This window comes from Pseudomonas sp. TUM22785 (assembly GCF_028198105.1).
GTDB lineage: Bacteria > Pseudomonadota > Gammaproteobacteria > Pseudomonadales > Pseudomonadaceae > Metapseudomonas > Metapseudomonas solani.
Genome location: NZ_CP116239.1, coordinates 4,832,682 through 4,847,473, shown reverse-complemented (window position 1 = coordinate 4,847,473; position 14,792 = coordinate 4,832,682). Strand labels below are relative to the sequence as shown.

11 protein-coding genes are annotated in these 14,792 nt (G+C 66.5%); 6 read left to right on the top strand and 5 right to left on the bottom strand.

The window, feature by feature from the left end:
• Genes PI990_RS21830 through PI990_RS21820 form a run of 3 tightly spaced genes read right to left on the bottom strand, consistent with a single transcriptional unit; the run spans position 1 to position 4,783 of the window.
• Entirely contained in the window at positions 1–1,086 is a 1,086-nt protein-coding gene (locus PI990_RS21830) for a microcin C ABC transporter permease YejB (RefSeq protein WP_184488008.1), read from the bottom strand.
• On the bottom strand, positions 1,086–2,957 hold the full coding sequence (locus PI990_RS21825) for an extracellular solute-binding protein (RefSeq protein WP_184488009.1): 1,872 nt from the start codon (positions 2,955–2,957) through the stop codon (positions 1,086–1,088). The genes PI990_RS21830 and PI990_RS21825 overlap by 1 nt, the downstream gene beginning before the upstream one ends.
• Positions 2,954–4,783 carry an extracellular solute-binding protein gene (locus PI990_RS21820; RefSeq protein ID WP_021221800.1) on the bottom strand — a complete coding sequence of 610 codons (1,830 nt, stop codon included), beginning with the start codon at positions 4,781–4,783 and terminating at the stop codon, positions 2,954–2,956. The genes PI990_RS21825 and PI990_RS21820 overlap by 4 nt, the downstream gene beginning before the upstream one ends.
• A gap of 240 nt (positions 4,784–5,023) precedes the next feature.
• Here PI990_RS21820 and PI990_RS21815 point away from each other — a divergent pair, with 240 nt between their 5' ends.
• Positions 5,024–6,475: an HDOD domain-containing protein gene (locus PI990_RS21815; RefSeq protein ID WP_271658456.1), complete on the top strand. Its 1,452-nt coding sequence runs from the start codon at positions 5,024–5,026 to the stop codon at positions 6,473–6,475.
• On the opposite strand, the gene PI990_RS21810 is transcribed toward PI990_RS21815, so the two are convergent.
• Positions 6,463–8,061: a lytic transglycosylase domain-containing protein gene (locus tag PI990_RS21810; protein ID WP_271658455.1), complete on the bottom strand. Its 1,599-nt coding sequence runs from the start codon at positions 8,059–8,061 to the stop codon at positions 6,463–6,465. The genes PI990_RS21815 and PI990_RS21810 overlap by 13 nt on opposite strands.
• Positions 8,062–8,161: 100 nt before the next feature.
• Positions 8,162–8,941 (bottom strand): hydroxyacylglutathione hydrolase, encoded by a 780-nt coding sequence (gene gloB / locus PI990_RS21805; RefSeq protein WP_271658454.1) that lies wholly within the window; start codon positions 8,939–8,941, stop codon positions 8,162–8,164.
• A gap of 60 nt (positions 8,942–9,001) precedes the next feature.
• On the opposite strand from gloB, the gene PI990_RS21800 reads away from it, so the two are divergent.
• From PI990_RS21800 to PI990_RS21780, 5 genes are all read left to right on the top strand, one after another.
• Positions 9,002–9,766: a methyltransferase domain-containing protein gene (locus tag PI990_RS21800; protein ID WP_031288618.1), complete on the top strand. Its 765-nt coding sequence runs from the start codon at positions 9,002–9,004 to the stop codon at positions 9,764–9,766.
• Positions 9,767–9,784: 18 nt separating this feature from the next.
• Positions 9,785–10,210 (top strand): ribonuclease HI, encoded by a 426-nt coding sequence (gene rnhA, locus PI990_RS21795; protein ID WP_371877105.1) that lies wholly within the window; start codon positions 9,785–9,787, stop codon positions 10,208–10,210.
• Positions 10,211–10,269: 59 nt separating this feature from the next.
• Positions 10,270–11,010, top strand: coding sequence for a DNA polymerase III subunit epsilon (gene dnaQ, locus PI990_RS21790; protein WP_184488014.1), 741 nt, complete (start codon positions 10,270–10,272; stop codon positions 11,008–11,010).
• Positions 11,011–11,136: 126 nt separating this feature from the next.
• Positions 11,137–13,392 (top strand): arginine/lysine/ornithine decarboxylase, encoded by a 2,256-nt coding sequence (locus PI990_RS21785; protein ID WP_271658453.1) that lies wholly within the window; start codon positions 11,137–11,139, stop codon positions 13,390–13,392.
• Positions 13,393–13,407: 15 nt separating this feature from the next.
• The gene (locus PI990_RS21780; RefSeq protein WP_271658452.1) at positions 13,408–14,769 is read left to right on the top strand and encodes an amino acid permease; all 1,362 of its coding nucleotides are present in this window, start codon (positions 13,408–13,410) and stop codon (positions 14,767–14,769) included.
• The last annotated feature ends 23 nt before the right edge of the window (positions 14,770–14,792 follow it).

Below are 14,792 nucleotides of genomic sequence, written 5' to 3'. Positions count from 1 at the left end.
TCAGCCCTCCCGGCTTTCGAAGTCGATGCGCGGATCGACCAGGGTGTAGGTGATGTCGCCGATCAGTTTCACGATCAGTCCCAGCAGGGTGAAGATGAACAGGGTGCCGAACACCACGGGGTAGTCGCGGTTCAGCGCTGATTCGAAGCTCAGCAGGCCCAGGCCATCGAGGGAGAAGATCACCTCGATCAGCAGCGAGCCGGTGAAGAACATGCCGATGAAGGCGGCGGGGAAGCCGGCGATGATCAGCAGCATGGCGTTGCGGAACACATGGCCGTAGAGCACGCGGTTCTCCGACAGGCCCTTGGCGCGGGCAGTGATCACGTACTGCTTGTTGATCTCGTCGAGGAAGCTGTTCTTGGTCAGGAAGGTGAGGGTGGCGAAGTTGCCGATCACCAGCGCCAGCACCGGCAGCGCCAGGTGCCAGAGGTAGTCCAGCAGCTTGCCGCCCAGGCTCAGCTCGTCGAAGTTGTTGGAGGTCAGCCCGCGCAGGGGGAACCAGTCGTAGTAGCTGCCGCCGGCGAACAGCACGATCAGCAGGATGGCGAAGAGGAAGGCGGGGATGGCGTAGCCGACGATGATCGCGGTGCTGGTCCAGACGTCGAAGGCGTTGCCGTGGCGCACCGCCTTGGCGATGCCCAGGGGCACCGAGACCAGGTACATGATCAGCGTGCTCCACAGTCCCAGGGAGATCGACACCGGCATTTTCTCGATGATCAGGTCGGTGACCTTGGCGTCGCGGAAGAAGCTGTTGCCGAAGTCGAAGTGCAGGTAGTTCTTGATCATCAGCCAGAAGCGTTCGTGGGCCGGCTTGTCGAAGCCGTACATCTTCTCGATTTCCTTGATCAGCTCCGGGTCCAGGCCCTGGGCGCCGCGGTAGTTGGAGCCGGCCACGGAGACCTCGGCGCCGCCGCCGGAGATGCGCCCGGTGGCCCCGCCGGCGGCCGCGTCGAAGCCTTCCAGCTTGGCGATCATCTGCTCCACGGGGCCGCCGGGGGCGGCCTGGATGATGATGAAGTTGATCAGCAGGATGCCGAACAGGGTGGGGATGATCAGCAGCAGGCGCCGCAGGATGTAGGCGAGCATTACTGCGCTTCCTCGGTCTGTGCGGTGTCGGCCGGGGCGGCGTCAGCGTCGGCCTGCTCGGGGGTGTCGGCCTTGGCGTCGGGCTTCTTCCACCAGGTGAGCATGCCGAAGTCATAGAGCGGCGTGGTGGCGGGGCGATCGAACTGGTTCCAGTAGGCCACGCGCCAGGTGTCCACGTAGTAGTTGGGCACCACGTAATTGCCCCACAGCAGCACCCGGTCGAGGGCGCGGGAGTGGTCGATCAGGCTCTGCCGCGAGTCGGCGCGGATCAGGCCCTCCACCAGCTTGTCGATGGCCGGGTCGCGCAGGCCGATGAAGTTGCGGCTGCCGGCGCTGTCGGCACTGCGCGAGTGCCAGAACTCCATCTGCTCGTTGCCCGGCGAGTTGGATTGGCCCCAGGTGCCGGGGACCATGTCGTAGTCCCGCGAGCGTAGGCGGTTCATGTACTGCGAGACGTCGACGCGGCGGATGGTCAGGTCGATGCCCAGCTCGGACAGGTTGCGCTTGAACGGCAGGATCACCCGCTCCAGGTTGGCCTGGGCGATCATGATCTCGAAGGCCAGGGGCTTGCCGTCGGGGCCGACCATCTTGTCGTTCTCGATGCGGTAGCCGGCGTCGGTCAGCAGCTTGTAGGCGCGGCGCTTCTGCTCGCGGATGATGCCGCTGCCATCGCTCACCGGCGGCTGGAACACTTCGCTGAAGACCTCGTCGGGGATCTGCCCGCGCAAGGGTTCCAGAATCTTCAGCTCGGCTTCGCTGGGCAGGCCGGTGGCGGCCATTTCGGAGTTCTCGAAGAAGCTCCGGGTGCGCTTGTAGGAGCCGAAGAACAGCTGCTTGTTGGTCCACTCGAAGTCGAACAGCGAGGCGATGGCCTCGCGCACGCGGCGGTCCTGGAACAGCGGCCGGCGGATGTTGAAGGCGAAGCCCTGCATGCCCACCGGATTGTGGTTGGGGATGGCCTGCTTGATGATCTTGCCAGCGCGCAGGGCCGGGCTGTCGTAGCCGGTGGCCCAGTCCTTGGCGGAGTATTCCAGGTTGAAGTCGAACTGGCCGGCCTTGAAGGCCTCCAGCGCCACCGACATGTCGCGGTAGTAGTCCACGGTGATGACGTCGAAGTTGTAGTAGCCGCGGTTCACCGGCAGGTCCTTGCCCCACCAGTCCTTGACCCGCTCGAAGCGGATCGCCCGCCCGGCGTCCACCTTGGTGATGCGGTAGGGGCCGCTGCCCAGTGGCGGCTCCAGGGTGTTCTTGGAGAAGTCGCGGGTGGCCCACCAGTGCTTGGGCAGCACCTGGATCTGCCCGAGGATCAGCGGCAGCTCGCGGTTGCCCGGGTGCTTGAAGTCGAAGCGCACGCGCTGCTTGTCCTCGGCCACCACCTGGGCCACGTCGGAGTAGTAGTGGCGGTACATCGGATCGCCGTGCTCCACCAGGGTGTTGAAGGTGAACACCACGTCCTCCGAGGTCACCGGGGTGCCGTCATTGAAGCGTGCCTTGGGGTTCAGGTAGAAGCGCACGTAGCTGTTGTCCGGGGCCTTCTCGATCTTCTCGGCGAGCAGCCCGTATTCGGTGAAGGGCTCGTCGGGGGAGTGGTAGGTCAGGGTGTCGTGGATCAGCCCCAGCTGGCCCGCCGCGGTGCCCTTGGGGATGAACTCGTTGAGGCTGTCGAAGCCGCCGTAGCCGGAAAGGCGCAAGGTGCCGCCCTTGGGCGCGTCGGGGTTCACCCAGCTGAAGTGCTTGAAGTTCGCCGGGTACTTGGGCGCCTCGTCGTAGAGGGTGATCGCGTGCCGGGGCTCGGCATGGGCGATACCGGCGAGGGTCAGCAGCAATGCGCCGCAGCCGCTCAGGCAAAGGGAGCGCAGGGTCTTGCTCATCGGGATTTCTCCGTGGGCTTCAGCCACCAGGCGCGCAGGCCCAGGGTATAGGGCGGCGTGGTGACGAAGGCGAACCTGTTGCGGTACGCCAGGCGGTGGTAGTTGATGTACCAGTTGGGAATGCTGTAGTGCTGCCAGAGCAGCGTGCGGTCCAGGGCGCGGCCGGCGGCCACCTGCTCGTCGCGGGTCTGGGCGCCGAGGAGTTTCTCGACCATGGCGTCCACCACCGGGTTGGCGATGCCCGCGTAGTTCTTGCTGCCCTTCACCGAGGCCTGGCTGGAATGGAAGTAGAGCGACTGCTCCAGTCCGGGGCTGAGGGTCTGGGCCAGGGTCATCAGGATCATGTCGTAGTCGAAATGGTCCAGGCGTTGCTTGTACTGGGCGCGGTCGACGGTCCGCAGGGTGACGTCGATGCCGATGCTGGCGAGGTTTTCGCTGTAGGGCTGGAGGATGCGTTCAAGGTTCGGATTAACCAGCAGGATTTCGAAACGCAGCGGTTCGCCACGGCTGTTGAGCAGACGCTGGCCGGAGAGCTTCCAGCCGGCGTCGGCCAATAGACCCAATGCACGGCGCAGGGTTTCCCTGGGAATGCCACGGCCATCGGTTTCCGGCACCTTGAAGGGCTCGGTGAACTGCTTCGCCGGTAGCTGCTCGCGGTAGGGCGAAAGCAGCAGCCACTCCTGGCCTTCGGGTTTGCCGGTGGCCTCGAATTCGCTGTTGGGGTAGTAGCTGCGGGCCCGCGCATAGGCGTTGTTGAACAGCGCGCGGTTGGTCCACTCGAAATCGAACATCAGGCCCATGGCCTCGCGCACGCGGCGATCCTGGAAGGTCGCGCGGCGGGTGTTCATGAACAGCGCCTGGGTCTGGGTGGGAATCTGGTGGGGGATCTCCGCGCGGATCACGTCGCCCCGGGCGATGGCCGGGAAGCGGTAGCCGTTGGCCCAGTTCTTCGCCTGGTGCTCGATGTAGAAATCGAATTCGCCGGCCTTGAAGGCTTCGAAGGCGACGTTGCTGTCGCGGTAGAACTCCACCTCGACGCGGTCGAAGTTGTACTTGCCGCGGTTCACCGGCAGCTTCTCGCCCCACCAGTCCTTGACCCGCTCGAACACCAGCCCGCGCCCGGGGCGTACCTGGGTGATGCGATAGGGGCCGCTGCCCAGGGGCACATCGAAGCTGGTGGCCTTGAAGTCGCGGTTCTTCCAATAGTGTTGCGGCAGTACCGGCATCTCGCCCAGACGCAGGATCAGCAGCGGGTTGCCCGCGCGCTTGAGCACGAAACGGATGCGGTGGCGGTTGAGGATATCGACCCGCTGCACTTCCTGCAGGCTGGTGCGGTACTGCGGGTGGCCGCTGCTCACCAGGGTGCGGTAGGAGAAGGCGACGTCGTAGGCGGTGATCGGCTGACCGTCGTGAAAGCGCGCTTCCGGGCGCAGGTTGAACACCACCCAGCTGCGGTCCTCGTTGTACTCCACGCTCCTGGCGATCAGCCCGTAGCTGGACGCCGGCTCGTCGCCCGAGGGGTCGTAGGCCCCGGTGCCGGCCATCAGCGGCTCGTTCAGCTCGGTCACGCCGTATTGCAGGAAGTTGGGCGTGGAGACCGGGCTGCTGCCCTTGAAGGTGTAAGGGTTGAGGGTGTCGAAGGTGCCGAAGGCCATCACCCGCAGGGTGCCGCCCTTGGGGGCGTCGGGGTTGACCCAGTCGAAGTGGCTGAAGGTCTCGGGGTACTTGAGTGCGCCGAACTGGGCATAGCCATGGCTCTCGCTGATGGTCGCGGCCACCGGGCCACTGGCGGCCAGGCTGATCAGCAGGAGGAGGAGGCGACGCATCAGGCGTGTGTCCGGTCCATGGCAGGGTGGTCTGGGGTGGGGTCGTGAGCCTGGCAGGGCATGGGAACCTCGGACGGGCCAGCCGCCGGCTTCATCTTCTCTGGGCCCTCGGCGGGAGCCGTCGGACGGGCGTTTCGACAGGTACAGTAACAGCTTGTATCCACTGGAAAAAGGGCTGGCCCCAGGCCGGATGGCCAGCATTTTGACTACACTTCGGGAAAACGTGCAGGGGTTCCTATCTTGGGTTCACGTAGCCATGGTTTGCAGTCATGGATCGACAGGCTCAATCAGGCGGATTTGCCCGCTCTCGCCGCGGTGGTGCAGGACCTGCACAAGCTGGCGCAACACGACAAGGCGTCGGTCCAGCAGTTGGCCGACGTGCTCTTGCGCGACGCCGCGCTCACCTCCAAGGTGCTGCGGGTCGGCAATAGCGTCTATTACAACCCCTCCCAGGAGACCATCCGCACCATTTCGCGGGCCATCGTGCTGATCGGCTTCGACAACGTGCGGCTGATCGGTCTCTCGCTGTCGCTGATCGACGGCCTGCTCACCCGCGCACCGCGCGAGCAACTGCAGGAGCTGCTCGCGCGCTCCTTCCATGCCGCCGTGCAGGCACGCAACATCGCCGGCTACGTGCTCACCCGAGACCAGGAGGAGGTGTTCATCGCCGCCTTGCTCTACCACCTGGGCGAGCTGGCCTTCTGGGGCTGCGGTGGCGAACAGGCTGATGAGCTGGCCAGTGCCCTGGCACAACCGGGTGCCGACGAGGACGAGGCGGTGCGCCAGGTGCTGGGCACCAGCTTCCGCCAGCTCAGCGGCGGCCTGGTGAAGAGCTGGAACCTCGGCGAGATCGTCGCCCTGGCCCAGGGCGGCGGCGCGCAGAACGACCCGTCGGTGAAGGCCGTGAACCTCGGCGTGCGCATCAGCGAGGCAGCGCTGGAGGGCTGGGATTCGGCGCAGATGGGCAAGCTGGTGCAGCAGTTGGCGACCTTCATCGGCGTCACCCCCGAGGAGGCCATGCAGCAGGTGCTGGCCAGCGCCGACGAGGCGGTGAAGGTGGCGGCGACCTTCGGCGCCAGCAAGCTCTGCGCCCTGATCCCCAACACCGACCCCGAACTGCTGTTGCAGCAGCAGGCCCAGCGCAAGGCGCGGCTGCTGCAGCCCGACCTGTTGTTGATGCAGCAAGCCCTGCAGGACCTGGGGATGATGGTGTCGAGCAGTGCCGATGTCGGGCTGATTCTCGACACCCTGTGCAAGGGCCTGCACCAGGGCGTCGGGCTGGAGCGGGTGATGATCGCCGTGCTCGCCGACCGCCAGACCCGCTTCCGCGCCAAGCGGGCGGTGGGTGAGGGCAGCGGGCACTGGCTCACTGAGTTCGAGCTGCCGGCGGAGTTGCCCGAGCAGCCGCACCTGTTCAGCTACGTGCTGCGCAGCCGCGAGGCGTTGTGGATGGGGATTCCGGCCAGCTACAGCCTCAACGAACTGGTCAGCCAGCCCATGCGCCGCTGGTTCGGCCAGGGCATGTTCTTCGTCGCGCCGTTGCGCGCGGGCAGCCGGGAGATCGGGGTGATCTACGCCGACTGCCGGCTATCGGGCAGGGCCTTGAAACATGAGCAGTTCGTCGCCTTCCAGCGCTTCGCCCAGCTGGCCGGGCGCTGCCTGGAGGCGCTGAGCAAGGGTCAGGGCAGGTAGAGCGTGAGGGTCTGGCCCGGCTTGAGGGCGTGGCCGCTGCGCGGGTTCCAGCGCTGCAGGTGCTTCATCTCGACCTTGAAGCGCTTGGCGATCACGTAGAGCGAGTCGCCTTCCTTGACCTTGTAGTAGGTCACCGCGTCACGGCCGGGCTTGTCGACCGCGGCGACCATGCGCGCAGTGCTTTTCGCGCTTGGCTGGCCGGGGGCCTGCAATGCCAGGCTCTGGCCGACTTTCAGCGAATTGCCGGAGAGGCGGTTCCAGCGCTTGATATCACTCACGTCGACCTTGGTCTGCTTGGCGATCTGCCAGAGGTTGTCGCCGCTCTTAACCTTGTAGGTACGGGCCGTTGTGCTCGGGCGCTCCTCGGCACGGGCCAGGTTCTGGAACAGCGGCTGGCTCGGCTTCACGCCCGGCTCCACGGGGATGCTCAGGGCCTGGCCCACGCGCAGGTGGTTGCCGGAAAGCCCGTTGATCTCCTTCAGGGTGTTCACCGTCACGTGGTAACGGTTGGCGATGCCGTGCAGGCTGTCGCCGTTGCGCACCTTGTACTCCTGCCATTCCACCAGGTCCTGGGGCTTCATCAGCGACAGGTTGGCGGCCAGCAGCTCGGCCTTCTCGGTGGGCACCAGCAGCTGCTGCGGGCCGTCCACGGTGATGCGTTTCTTGAAGGCGGGGTTGAGCTGGTACAGCTCGTCCTCGTCCACCTGGGCCATGGCGGCCACGCGGGAGAGGTCCATGCGCTGCTTCAACTCGACCACTTCGAAGTAGGGCTCGTTGGCGATGGGGCTGAGGTTCACACCGTAGGCTTCGGGCGCGCCCACAACCTGGGACAGGGCCAGCAGCTTGGGCACGTAGTCGCGGGTTTCCTGGGGCAGCGGCAGGTTCCAGTAGTCGGTGGGCAGGCCCAGCTTCTGGTTGCGCTCGATGGCGCGGCTCACCGTGCCTTCGCCGGCGTTATAGGCGGCCAGGGCCAGCAGCCAGTCGCCGTTGAACATCTCGTGCAGGCGGCCGAGGTAATCCATGGCCGCGTTGGTGGAGGCGGTGATGTCACGGCGGCCGTCGTACCAGCTGGTCTGGCGCAGGTTGAAATGGCGGCCGGTGGACGGGATGAACTGCCACAGGCCCACGGCATCGGCGCGGGAATAGGCGAAGGGGTTGTAGGCGCTCTCGATCACCGGCAGCAGGGCCAGTTCCAACGGCATCTTGCGCTCTTCGAGACGCTCGACAATGTAGTGGATATAGAGGCTGCCGCGTTGGCTGGCGTTCTCGACGAAGGAGGGGTTGCTGACGAACCACAGGCGCTGCTGCTCGATGCGCGGGTTGACGCCGATCTCGTCCTGCAGGGCGAAGCCCTTGCGCATGCGCTCCCAGATGTCCTGGGGTTCGCGCGCTTCGGCCGGTACTTCTTCCAGCCACTGGGTCTGTTGTTGCATGCCGACGGCAAGGTCGGTGTCCTGGCCCGCGTCCTCGGGCTTGTGAACGGCGCTCTGGCAGCCCGCCAGCGCAACGGCACACATCAGCACGAGCCCCCGGGAGGCTCGGACCAATGCGTCTAGATCAAGGGTTTGGTACGACTTGGACGGCATTGGTCAGGGTGCTTTTCCGGGCAAAAAGGTCGGGCGATTCTAGGAACCGACCCGGGAGTGGTCAAGTTTTCACCAGCTCAACTGTGACCTGGCAGGGGTTTCAGAAGCTGTCTTTCCATGCCCGGATGACAGCAAAAACCTGTGCGGGTGAGGGGTTATGGCTGCCGGCCCGCTTGTCGGCTATTTCTTTTACGGATGTTTCATTCACCCGCAGGAAGGGGTTGGTTAGGCGTTCCAGGCCGATGGTCGAAGGCAGGCTGATGCCGTCCTGCTCGCGCAGCCGGGTGACGGCCTCGAAGCGCTGGGCGATGTCGGCGTTGTCGGGCTCCACGGCGCGGGCGAAGCGCAGGTTGCTCAGGGTGTATTCGTGGGCGCAGTAGACCAGGGTTTCCACGGGCAGCGCGGCGAGGCGGGCGAGGGCGGCCTGCATGTCCACCGGGTTGCCTTCGAACATGCGCCCGCAGCCGGCGGCGAACAGCGTGTCGCCGCTGAACAGCAGGGGGCGGCTGGCGTCGGCGTGGAAGAAGGCGATGTGGCCCAGGGTGTGGCCGGGCACATGGATGACGCGGAACGACAGGCCCAGCACCTGCACCTCGTCGCCTTCATCCAGGGCCAGGTCGCGGCCGGGGATGCGCTCGTTGGCCGGGCCGAGCACCCGGGCGCCGGTGGCGGCCTTGATGCGTTCCACGCCGCCGACGTGGTCGGCGTGGTGGTGGGTGATGAGGATGTCCGACAGGGTCCAGCCGGGGTGGGCGTCGAGCCAGGCCAGCACCGGCGTCGCGTCGCCCGGGTCGACCACGGCGCAGCGGCGTTCGGTCGCATCCTGCAACAGCCAGATGTAGTTGTCGGAGAAGGCACGCAAGGGGTCGATCTGTATCATGATCCGGTCGCCAATCAGTACGCAAAGGAGCATCTTAGGGCTCCCATGCAGGAGATTTCCATGACCGAGCAAGCCTTCGCCCAGGCCGATCCTGCCTGGATCGAGCTGATCGATGATGCCCGCGCCTGGTTCGAAGGGCCGCTCGGTGGCCTGATGCTGTTCGAGGAACAGCGCCTGCTGGAGGACGAACTGGCGCGCTACTTCGGTGGCTACCTGGTGCACTACGGCCCGCGCGCCGAGCTGCCGCCGGGCGCGAAGCAGATCCAGCGCAGCGTGCACCTGGGCGCGCCGCTGTCCGGCGTCGAGATTGTCTGCGAGGAAAATGCCTGGCCGCTCAGCGAACACGCCGCCGATGTGGTGGTGCTGCAGCACGGGCTGGACTTCTGCCTGTCGCCCCATGGCCTGTTGCGTGAAGCCGCGCGCAGCGTGCGGCCCGGCGGGCACCTGCTGATCGTCGGGGTCAACCCCTGGAGCCCCTGGGGCCTGCGTCACTACTTCGCCGGTGATGCCCTGGGCAAGGCCCGCTGCATCTCGCCGACACGGGTTGCCGACTGGCTCAACCTGCTGGGCTTCGCGCTGGAGAAACGCCGCTTCGGGTGCTATCGTCCGCCGCTCGCTTCGGCAGCCTGGCAAACGCGCCTGGCACGGCTGGAGCGGTGGGGCGGTGCCGGGCAATGGTTCGGTGCCGGCTTCTATCTATTGGTGGCGCGCAAGCTGGTGGTCGGCCTGCGCCCGCTGCGTCCGGCCCGACGCGAGCCCATGGGCAAGCTGGTGCCGATGCCGGTGGCCAAGGTCAGCCGGCGCGATTCGAAACACGAGGCTTAAGTGACCGATCAAGTCGAGATGTACACCGACGGCGCCTGCAAGGGTAACCCCGGTCCCGGTGGCTGGGGCGTATTGCTCGTCTACAAGGGCGTCGAGCGCGAGCTCTGGGGTGGCGAGCGCGATACCACCAACAACCGCATGGAGCTGATGGCCGCCATCAGTGGCCTGGCCGAGCTCAAGCGGTCGTGCAAGGTGCGCCTGGTGACCGACTCCGAGTACGTGATGCGCGGCATCCGCGAATGGATGCCCAACTGGAAGAAGCGCGGCTGGAAGACCGCCGCCAAGCAGCCGGTGAAGAACGCCGACCTGTGGCAGATGCTCGACGAGCAGGTGAACCGCCACGAAGTGGAATGGCAGTGGGTCCGCGGCCATACTGGCCACCCGGGCAACGAGCGCGCCGACCAGTTGGCCAACCGGGGTGTCAGTGAGCTGAACGCCCGCTAGAATGCCGCCTGCGGCGTTCTTCCTTTTATATATAGAGCCACTCATTCACGGGCCCGAACATGCGTTATGTAGTACTGGATACCGAAACCACCGGCATGCCGGTGACCGATGCTCACCGCATCATCGAGATCGGCTGCGTCGAGCTGGATGGCCGCCGCCTCACGGGGCGTCACTTCCACTATTACCTGCAGCCCGATCGTGAAGTGGACGAGGGCGCCATCGCGGTCCACGGCATCACCAACGAATTCCTGGTGGGCAAGCCGCGCTTCAAGGACATCGCCGACGAATTCTTCGAATTCATCAAGGGCGCCGAGCTGATCATCCACAACGCGGCGTTCGACATCGGCTTCATCAACAACGAGTTCGCCCTGCTGGGCCAGAGCGATCGCTCCGACATCGCCGAACACTGCGGCGTGCTCGACACCCTGATGATGGCCCGCGAGCGCCACCCGGGCCAGCGCAACAGCCTGGACGCCCTGTGCAAGCGCTATGACGTCGACAACTCCGGCCGCGACCTCCACGGCGCACTGCTCGACGCCGAGATCCTCGCCGACGTCTACCTGGCGATGACCGGTGGCCAGACCAACCTGTCCCTGGCGGGCGAGGGTGCCGACGATGGCGGTGGCCGCCCCGTGGCCAGCCCGATCCGTCGCATCAGCGGCCGTGCACCGGGCCGCGTGCTCCTCGCAACCGAGGAGGAGATCGCAGCCCACAAGGTGCGCATGGGCGTGATCGAGAAGGCCGCCGGCGCCCCGGCGCTCTGGGTGCAGATGGAGCAGCCGGCCACGCCGGAAGCCTGAGTCGGCCGAATTCCAGAGGCGCGACCTTTTCGTACAGGCTGGGGCAACCGGGGTTCCGTCGACTCCGGTGAGCTTCTACCCTGAGGGCACAGGCGGGACCGACCCCGCCGCCCTCGGGAAGCCTGCATGTACAAAGACCTGAAGTTCCCCATCCTCATCGTCCACCGCGACATCAAGGCCGATACGGTCGCCGGTGATCGCGTGCGCGGCATCGCCCGCGAACTGGAGCAGGACGGTTTCGTCATCCTCTCCACCGCCAGTTCCGCCGAAGGGCGCATCGTCGCCTCCACCCACCACGGCCTGGCCTGCATCCTCGTCGCCGCCGAAGGGGCGGGCGAGAACCAGCGCCTGCTGCAGGACGTGGTCGAGCTGATCCGCGTGGCCCGGGTGCGCGCACCGCAACTGCCGATCTTCGCCCTGGGCGAGCAGGTGACCATCGAGAACGCCCCGGCAGAAGCCATGGCCGACCTCAACCAGCTGCGGGGCCTGCTCTACCTCTTCGAAGACACCGTGCCCTTCCTCGCCCGCCAGGTCGCCCGCGCCGCGCGCAACTACCTCGAAGGCCTGCTGCCGCCGTTCTTCCGTGCCCTGGTGGAGCACACCGCGCAATCCAACTACTCCTGGCACACGCCCGGTCACGGCGGTGGCGTCGCCTACCGCAAGAGCCCGGTGGGGCAGGCCTTCCACCAGTTCTTCGGCGAAAACACCCTGCGTTCGGACCTCTCCGTCTCGGTGCCCGAGCTGGGCTCGCTGCTGGACCACACCGGCCCCCTGGCGGAAGCCGAGGCCCGCGCCGCGCGCAACTTCGGCGCCGACCACACCTTCTTCGTGATCAATGGCACCTCCACCGCGAACAAGATCGTCTGGCACTCCATGGTCGCCCGCGACGACCTGGTGCTGGTGGACCGCAACTGCCACAAGTCGATCCTCCACTCGATCATCATGACCGGCGCCATCCCGCTCTACCTGAGCCCCGAGCGCAACGAGCTGGGCATCATCGGGCCCATCCCCCTGAGCGAGTTCAGTCGCGAATCCATCCAGGCCAAGATCGACGCCAGCCCACTGGCCCGGGGCCGCGCGCCCAAGGTCAAGCTGGCGGTGGTGACCAACTCCACCTACGACGGCCTCTGCTACAACGCCGAGCTGATCAAGCAGGCGCTGGGTGACACCGTTGAGGTGCTGCACTTCGACGAGGCCTGGTACGCCTACGCCGCCTTCCACGAGTTCTACGACGGCCGCTACGGCATGGGCACGGCGCGCAGCGAAGAGGGCCCGCTGGTGTTCACCACCCACTCCACCCACAAGCTGCTGGCGGCCTTCAGCCAGGCCTCGATGATCCATGTGCAGGACGGCGGCGCCCGCCAGCTGGACCGTGACCGCTTCAACGAGGCGTTCATGATGCACATCTCCACTTCGCCCCAGTACGGCATCATCGCCTCGCTGGACGTCGCCTCGGCGATGATGGAAGGCCCCGCCGGGCGCTCGTTGATCCAGGAAACCTTCGACGAGGCCCTGAGCTTCCGCCGTGCCCTGGCCAACGTCTGGCAGACCCTGGATGCCAAGGACTGGTGGTTCGATATCTGGGAGCCGCCCCAGGTGGAAGGCGCCGAGGCGGTGGCCACCGGCGACTGGGTGCTGGAGCCCGGCGCCGACTGGCACGGCTTCGGCGAGGTGGCGGACGACTACGTGTTGCTCGACCCGATCAAGGTCACCCTGGTCACCCCCGGGCTCAGTGCCGACGGCAAGCTCGGCGAGCAGGGCATCCCGGCGGCGGTGGTCGGCAAGTTCCTCTGGGAGCGTGGCCTGGTGGTGGAGAAGACCGGCCTCTACTCCTTCCTCGTGCTGTTCTCCATGGGCATCACCAAGGGTAAATGGAGCACCCTGCTCACCGAGCTGCTGGAGTTCAAGCGCTCCTACGACGCCAACACCCCGCTGACCAGTGCACTGCCCTCGGTGGCCCGGGCCGATGCCGCCCGCTACCAGGGGTTGGGCCTGCGCGACCTCTGCGACCAGTTGCACGCCTGCTACCGCGACAACGCCACGGCCAAGGCCATGCGGCGCATGTACACCGCGCTGCCGGAGCTGGCCATCAAGCCGTCGGAGGCCTATGACAAGCTGGTGCGCGGCGAGGTCGAGGCGGTGCCCATCGAGCAGCTGCAAGGGCGCATCGCCGCGGTGATGCTGGTGCCGTACCCGCCGGGCATCCCGTTGATCATGCCGGGAGAGCGCTTCACCGCGCAGACCCGCTCGATCATCGACTACCTGGCCTTCGCCCGGACCTTCGACAGCGCCTTCCCCGGCTTCGATTCCGATGTCCACGGCCTGCAGCACGACGACAGCCCAATGGGGCGCTGCTATACCGTTGATTGCATAAGGGAGTGACGAGCCGGGGGCGCGATGAGCGAGCAGAAACCGGCGGGCAGGTCCGGCACCATGGGGTTCTGGACCTGCACCGCGCTGGTGGTGGGCAACATGATCGGCTCGGGGGTCTTCCTGCTGCCCTCCAGCCTCGCCGCTTATGGCGGGCTGAGCCTGTTCGGCTGGCTCATCTCCAGCACCGGGGCGGTGATCCTGGCGCTGACCTTCGCTCGCCTGGCCCGGCTCAACCCCGCAGCCGGCGGGCCCTACGCCTATACCCGTGACGGTTTCGGCGCCTTCGCCGGCTACCTCTGCGCCTGGACCTACTGGAAGGCCGCGTGGATCGGCAACGCCGCCATCTCGGTGACCCTGGTGGGCTACCTGCAGGTGTTCTTCCCCGCCCTGCGCGACCCGGTGCTGACGGTGACCACCGCCATCGGCGCCATCTGGCTGTGCACCCTGATCAACCTGCGTGGCATCGGCGCCTTCGGCCTGGCGCAGAACATCCTCACCGCCCTCAAGCTGATCCCGCTGCTGCTGGTGGGCATCCTCGGCTGGTTCTCCTTCCACCCGGAATACCTGCGCATCCCCGAGGTCAGTGAGCTGCCTTCGGGCTCCGGCGGCTACGCCAAGGCCATCGCCACCACCGCGGCGCTCACCCTCTGGTCCTTCATCGGCCTGGAGTCGGCGACCGTGCCGGCGGACCACGTACGCGACCCCAAGCGCACCATTCCCCGCGCCACGGTGTTTGGCACCCTGGTCGCCGCCGCCGTCTACATCCTCTCCATCACGGCGGTGCAGGGCGTGCTGCCGCCCGAGGTGCTGATGCGCTCCACCGCGCCCTTCGCCGATGCGGCGCGGGTGCTCATCGGCGACTGGGGCTACCACCTGGTGGCCGCTGGCGCGGTGATCGCCTGCCTGGGCGCGCTCAACGGCTGGGTGCTGCTGCAGGGGCAGATCCCCATGGCCACCGCGCGCGACGGGCTGCTGCCCGAGTCCCTGGCCAAGACCAACAAATACGATGTGCCGGCCAACGGCCTGCTGATTTCCGGCGTCCTGGTCACCGCGCTGGTGCTGGTGGACGGGCGTGGCGACCTGGTGGACGTGTTCAACGTGATCATCCTGCTCGGCACCATGACCGGCGTCGTGCCCTACGCCTTCTGTACGGCGGCGTTGCTGCAGCAGCTGGCGGTGCAGCCGGGGGATTTCTCCGCGCGCGAACGCGGTCGGCTGGTGGCCATCGGCGTGCTCGGCTTCGTCTACTCGATCTGGGCGCTGTACGGCACCGGCGAGCAGGCGATCTTCTGGGGCTTCCTCGTGCTCATGGCCGGCATTCCGCTCTACACCTGGCGGCAATGGCGCAACCGGGTGCACCGTGATGCCCTGGCCACGCGCCTCTGAGCCCCGTTGCAAGCGGCTTCTAT

What these genes read in the sequence shown, in the direction of transcription:
- PI990_RS21830 (WP_184488008.1), bottom strand. Translation starts at nt 1,086, where the DNA reads ATGCTCGCCTACATCCTGCGGCGCCTGCTGCTGATCATCCCCACCCTG.
- gloB (WP_271658454.1), bottom strand. Translation starts at nt 8,941, where the DNA reads ATGATACAGATCGACCCCTTGCGTGCCTTCTCCGACAACTACATCTGG.
- PI990_RS21800 (WP_031288618.1), top strand. Translation starts at nt 9,002, where the DNA reads ATGACCGAGCAAGCCTTCGCCCAGGCCGATCCTGCCTGGATCGAGCTG.
- PI990_RS21820 (WP_021221800.1), bottom strand. Translation starts at nt 4,783, where the DNA reads ATGCGTCGCCTCCTCCTCCTGCTGATCAGCCTGGCCGCCAGTGGCCCG.
- PI990_RS21825 (WP_184488009.1), bottom strand. Translation starts at nt 2,957, where the DNA reads ATGAGCAAGACCCTGCGCTCCCTTTGCCTGAGCGGCTGCGGCGCATTG.
- rnhA (WP_371877105.1), top strand. Translation starts at nt 9,785, where the DNA reads ATGTACACCGACGGCGCCTGCAAGGGTAACCCCGGTCCCGGTGGCTGG.
- dnaQ (WP_184488014.1), top strand. Translation starts at nt 10,270, where the DNA reads ATGCGTTATGTAGTACTGGATACCGAAACCACCGGCATGCCGGTGACC.
- PI990_RS21780 (WP_271658452.1), top strand. Translation starts at nt 13,408, where the DNA reads ATGAGCGAGCAGAAACCGGCGGGCAGGTCCGGCACCATGGGGTTCTGG.
- PI990_RS21810 (WP_271658455.1), bottom strand. Translation starts at nt 8,061, where the DNA reads ATGCCGTCCAAGTCGTACCAAACCCTTGATCTAGACGCATTGGTCCGA.
- PI990_RS21785 (WP_271658453.1), top strand. Translation starts at nt 11,137, where the DNA reads ATGTACAAAGACCTGAAGTTCCCCATCCTCATCGTCCACCGCGACATC.